The sequence below is a fragment of the Plesiomonas sp. genome (genome assembly GCF_051650925.1).
Lineage (GTDB): Bacteria > Pseudomonadota > Gammaproteobacteria > Enterobacterales > CAMTGL01 > Plesiomonas.
The window spans coordinates 1-5,258 of sequence record NZ_JBOFRH010000229.1; the positions used below are offsets into that span (position 1 = coordinate 1).

The following is a 5,258-nucleotide window of genomic DNA, read 5'->3' on the forward strand; positions in this document are numbered from 1 at the left end:
AGATAAGGCTTTTTTTATCTAGTGGATGCTACCGATTACTGCCTATAGCATCACTGAATGGATATTTATTTTGCTTGTTGGTTTACCGGAACATCACGTGCTGCGATAAAGCCGTAGAAGATGTAACCGAACAGGGTGATGATTGAACCACCGAATACGGCATCTGCACCACATGCATAAACACCGTAGATGCTGTAAACCACCGCGATAGTACCGACAGTTGCACCGATTTTGTACTGGCTTTTGCTAACTTTGTTTTTACGCAGCAGCACTTCCAGACCGGTCATAGAGAGGATATACGGTACCATGTTGATGAATACGGCCAGGTTTAACAGCGCATTGAATTGGCTGATAAGGTTTGGAGAGATGGTCATACAAGCCAAGATCAGCTCAAGTACCAACATAATCAGCATACCGACAACCGGTGCGCCTGCCGCATTAATTTTGCTAAAGATTTGTGGGAACAGTTTAGAGTCTGCAGCCGCTTTAGATACTTGAGCATTGGTGAACTGCCAGCCGAGCAGAGAACCGATACAGGCGATAACAGCCAGTGCGGTAACAATTTGGCCTACCAGTGGGCTGAACATCATTGAGAAAACAAGGCCGAACGGTGCATCTGATGTGGCCAGAATTTCGTTAGGTACAATACCTTGGATAACGGATGTTGATGCAATGTAGACAATAGCAGCAAAAGCGGTACCGAACAGACAAGCGAGGGGAACGTTACGCTCTGGGTTTTCTACTGCACCGGAGTTAGCACCAGCAGATTCAATACCCAAGAATGCCCACAAGGTTAGCGCGATACCAGAAGATACGGCGTGTACAGTGGTGTCAGCATGCGGGTTCCATGCGGCCATAAAGATTTCTGGATCAAACCAGAACCAGCCGATGATTGACAGACCCGCTACCGGAATGATGATCCCCCAAACGGTAAAGCCAGAGATTTGACCGGTGATTTTTGGGCCAGCAAAGTTGGCAACCATAGTCACAATCAAAATGGCAACGACACCCACAAACGTGTGGATAGGGGTTTGACCGAGCCATGGGAAGAAAGGTTTTAGGTAACCTACGCAGGATACGGCGATGGCCACCGCACTGATGACCAGACAAACATAGTAGGTATAAGAAGCAATAAAGAATGAAGATTTACCGTGCGCTTCTTCAGAGTAGGCAGACATACCACCATCACGCTTACAAAATGCACCACATTTTGCAAAGGTATAAGCAATACACATAGCGCCCACTGCAGTCACTACCCATGAAAGCAGTGATATCGCACCCGTTTGTGCCAAACTAGCCGGTAACATGATAATACCTGAGCCCATCATATTAACGGCAACTAATACGGTTAAACCGATTAGCCCCATTTTTTTCGATTCTGTAGCCATGAATTGTATCTCCGATAAGGGATTATTCTTTTAATTTTGAAAAATATGATTAATTAGACATTGTTATATGCTAACTGGAAATAAAAGCATATCCGCCTTCATTTCTCTGTTTAACTCGAACTATGTTGATAGATTGTTTCCCTATAAACAGGTATCAATCTGTAAAAATAAAACTTAGTAATTAAGTCTTACTGTTTAATAGTGAGTGTACAGATACGCTTTTATTTCCAGTGTGCTTATGTAATAACTGCCATAGATAGATTGAATTTACCCAATGCTTGTTATGCATAAACGAAATGGAATAAATAATACAATGACTAATGAGTGCGCTACATCTTTACTTTACGCTGTAAACATTATGGCAGTTAGAGATAAACGTCAATTTGAGTTCAATAAAAAACCGTGGCAATACGTAACCTTGTATTTCCATAATAATTCGCGAGTTATAACCTAACTGATTGAATTTTAATATTATTAAATGGGTGGGGTTTTTACTGCATGTATATATTGATTGCCAGGTATGTTTTAGGTGTTTGTATGTATGAATAATCTACACTAAGTGTGATTTTATTGGTCTTGGCGTTTGCATTTAATGCACGCTGTATGGATATGTTTTAGTCTATTTCAGCTTGTTTCTGGCGTGAATTAAATTAATTAAATGTGATGTGCATCAACCAATATAAATGGCAATTAGATTGCATTAGTTCGGTGATTTCGACTATGTAAGTTGTGTTATTCAGTAAATACTGATTATTTATTTTATTATTATTCATCAGTTGGTCCTGATTGTCTCGGTTTTTATGACTTTTTTTGAATAGTTATGTGTGGTTTTTGTTTTAGTATTCTTTGTTTTTGGTTTTGTAATGTTTTGACATACTAGTTAATAGCAATAAATATATTTTAGACTTAATATCTAAACCAGTTAGGCAGCGCTGTTTTGAATTTGAGTTATTTAAGTAGTAAGTAAATGACTTGGTAAATAGTAAATTGTCTGGCTTTTTTAAATAAGTTTTAATGCGTGATTATTTCCACCTCATTTGTTATTGGTTTTGAAATGTATTCAGGCTGACTCTGTTTTTTAGACTGATTCAACCTGAATACATTATAAAACTTTAATTTGCAGTTTATGACCGTATCTTGCCGTAGCAACTTAAGCTGTTGCTATCTACAACACGATAAGCTGTGTGGCGTACATTTTAATGATGGGTTTATCTATGTGTGATAAAAAATACCTGATCGTAGGAAACAGCGCTGTTACCAATATTCCTTTAGAAGAGGCGATTGAGCGTATTGTTTCTTCTCTGAGCAGTAAAGGCGAAGTGATTCAGTTTGCACACTCTTATGAGAATGCAACTAACTACGCAACCTCAAATGCGGCAGTAGATTGTGTGATGGCTGAGTGGGTTCCTGCTGAAGCTCAAAACATCATCAGCTTTTTGAAGCAACTGCGTATTCGCCATGAAAAAGCGCCAGTATTCCTGCTGGTGAGCTCACACAGTGACAACAAAGCGGTGACTTCTGAGCTGATGGAACTGGTGACTGAAACCTTCCTGATTTTAGATGATACCACTGACTTTATCGTAGGCCGTTTGCAGGCTGCGGTAGCGCGTTATGAGAAAGCTATCATGCCTCCTTTAATGGCGGCGATGATGGAGTATGCGAAAGTTAAAGAGTACTCATGGTCAGCACCAGGCCACCAAGGTGGTATCGGTTTTTGTAAAACACCCGTTGGCCGTAAATTCTTTGATTTCTACGGTGAAAACCTGTTCCGTACCGATATGGGTATTGAACGTGCTGCGTTAGGTTCGATGCTAGACCATACCGGTGCATTCGGTGACAGTGAAAAATATGTTGCCCGCGTATTCGGTGCTGACCGTAGCTATTCACTGGTAGGCGGTACTTCGGGTTCTAACCGTACCATCATGCAAGCATGTTGTGCGGCGGGTGATACTGTTCTGTGTGACCGTAACAGCCACAAGTCTATCGAACAGGGTCTGATCCTGACCGGTGTTAACCCGGTTTATATGACACCTACTCGTAACGCATACGGCATTATCGGCCCAATCCCGAAAGCGCAAATGCAAGCGGCTTCTATCCAGAAGAAGATTGCTGAAAACGATTTGATCACCAATAAGGCGGCGAAAGCCTCTTACAGTGTTGTGACTAACTGTACTTATGATGGTCTGATTTATAACGGTGACACTATCCAGAAACTGCTGGGTGAAAGTGTTGACCGTATTCATTACGATGAAGCTTGGTTTGGTTACTCTCATTTCCACCCAATGTACAAAGGCTACCACGCAATGCGCGGTGATAAGTCTGAGCACAGTGAAAATGACCCAACCATTTTTGCGACTCACTCTACACATAAACTGTTGAATGCGCTGTCTCAGGGTTCATTCATTCATATGCGTGAAGGCCGTCGTAACATTAAAGAAGCGCAGTTCAGCCAAGCGTATATGCTGCATGCGACGACCTCTCCGCTGTACTCTATTGCTGCATCAAACGATGTTGCTGCGGCGATGATGGAAGGCAAGCAAGGCGAGCATCTGATTGCTGAAGTTATTGAAGAAGCGGTTGATTTCCGTCAGGCCGTAGCGCGTATGCACAAAGAGTGCAACGAGGGCGATGATTGGTTCTTCAAACCGTGGAACCCAGAAATGGTGACTGACCCACGCACTGGCGAAACCTTCCGTTTTGAAGATGCACCGGTTGAGTTGCTGAGCAATGAGCAATCTTGCTGGAAACTGCGCCCAGGTGAAGAGTGGCACGGTTTTGCTGAAATGGAAGATGACTGGGTAATGCTTGATCCGGTTAAAGTCAGCATTTTGGCTCCGGGCCTGAACATTGATGGTTCTTTGCAACCAACTGGCGTTCCTGCTGCACTGGTTACTGCTTACCTGTCTAGCATTGGTATTGTGCCAACCCGTACTACTGACTTCCAAATCATGTTCCTGTTCTCTATGGGCGTGACTAAAGGTAAGTGGGTGACTCTGATGAACAGCCTGATGGCGTTCAAAAAGCACTACGATGCCAATACTCCTCTGACCGAAGTGCTGCCAGATTTGGTTGCGGTAGCGCCAAGTGTTTACGGTGATTTGGGTATGCGTGATCTGGGCGATAAGATGATCGACTTCTTAAAAACCCACAACCCAAGTGTGAAGCTGAACCAAGCGTATTCAACTCTGCCACAAATTGATATGTTGCCAGGTCAGGCATTCTCTCAATTGGTGACTGATAATGTTGAGATGGTTTCTATCACCAATCTGAAAGGCCGTACCACGGCGAACTCTGTTATCCCGTATCCACCAGGTATCCCAATGCTGATGTCTGGCGAAAACTTCGGTGACGAAAATAGCCCGCAAATCGGTTATATGAAGGCACTGCAAGCATGGGATGAGACTTTCCCAGGTTTCGAACACGAAACTGAAGGTGCTGAGAAAGAAGACGGCGTATACCACGTCATGTGTGTAAAGCAGTAATTTGCACAGCATCGTTGACGTAAGATAAGTGATCCCCGGCCATGTGTCGGGGATTTTTTTATCTATAGGGCCGTCTTTGTAAAAAAAAGAGTGAACTAAATCTATAGCAAATTAAAAAGCCCCGTCAGGGTTATCCGTGACGGGGCTTTATTTTTTTGCACATGCCTATTTTTATGCACGCGCGTTTTTACGCTATGTGATAACGGTTACTGCAGTACGGAGATATCCGCAATTTGCAGGAACAGGTTGCGCAGTGTGCTGAGTAGGGTCAGGCGATTATTACGCAGTGCGGTATCATCGGCCATTACCATCACGGTATCAAAGAATGCATCAACCGGCTCACGCAGTGCGGCCAGCTCGGTCAGGGCTTCCTGATAACGGCCTTCAG

Annotated in this window: 3 protein-coding genes; 1 reads left to right on the forward strand and 2 read right to left on the reverse strand. The window is 43.3% G+C overall.

The features are described 5' to 3' along the window. Positions 1 to 65: 65 nt before the first annotated feature. Positions 66 to 1,388: a putrescine-ornithine antiporter gene (potE, locus tag ACRC27_RS05435; protein ID WP_438621807.1), complete on the reverse strand. Its 1,323-nt coding sequence runs from the start codon at positions 1,386 to 1,388 to the stop codon at positions 66 to 68. Positions 1,389 to 2,602: 1,214 nt separating this feature from the next. On the opposite strand from potE, the gene adiA reads away from it, so the two are divergent. Then, entirely contained in the window at positions 2,603 to 4,870 is a 2,268-nt protein-coding gene (gene adiA / locus ACRC27_RS05440) for an arginine decarboxylase (RefSeq protein ID WP_438621808.1), read from the forward strand. A gap of 206 nt (positions 4,871 to 5,076) precedes the next feature. Here adiA and ACRC27_RS05445 read toward each other — a convergent pair. Then, on the reverse strand, positions 5,077 to 5,258 hold a 182-nt coding region (locus tag ACRC27_RS05445), incomplete at its 5' end, for a DALR anticodon-binding domain-containing protein (RefSeq protein WP_438639375.1).